Genomic DNA, 538 nt, shown 5'->3' with positions numbered 1-538 from the left:
CTGCATCATCTACACATCTGCCTTCTGTCTTGTCGTGATGATTTTTCCAAAGGCATTTGCAGCAATCTTTACTTCAGATAAGGAACTTGTAACATACGCTTCCTGGGCACTCCGCATCTACATGGCCGGAATCTTCTCTATTGGCTTCCAGGTAAGCTGCCAGCAGAGCTTTATGGCTCTCGGCCAGGCGAAAGTCAGTCTGCTTCTTGCCTGCCTCCGTAAGATCATCCTGCTGATACCTCTGATCTTTATTCTGCCGAATTTCTTCGACAATAAGGTTTTCGCGGTATTTCTTGCAGAGCCGGTAAGCGATATCATAGCTGCTACGGTGACAACGATCACCTTCTTTACGCTGTTCAATTCTATTCTGAAGAAAGATAAATGATAAAAGAAACCCGGGGCCTGCCGCCTCGGGTTTTGCTTATTGCATTTTTTATTTATTGAATTTTATAATACATACGTCCCATGCTGACAGATGAATTTCACGCTTGGTATTATCTGCATTTCCAAGTATCACGCCAAAATCATCCGCTTCTTT

The 538-nt window shown here is 43.7% G+C and carries 1 pseudogene; it reads left to right on the top strand.

Annotation, left to right across the window (positions count from 1 at the left end):
- Nucleotides 1-385: pseudogene (locus QZL69_RS06360) on the top strand (MATE family efflux transporter); the annotation flags it as partial.
- Between the last annotated feature and the right edge of the window lie 153 nt (nt 386-538).

Source organism: Blautia sp. CAG:237, from assembly GCF_000436615.1.
Lineage (GTDB): Bacteria > Bacillota > Clostridia > Lachnospirales > Lachnospiraceae > Blautia_A > Blautia_A intestinihominis.
Note: the sequence above shows the minus strand (reverse complement) of the source record. Positions and strands in the feature narration are given on the sequence as shown.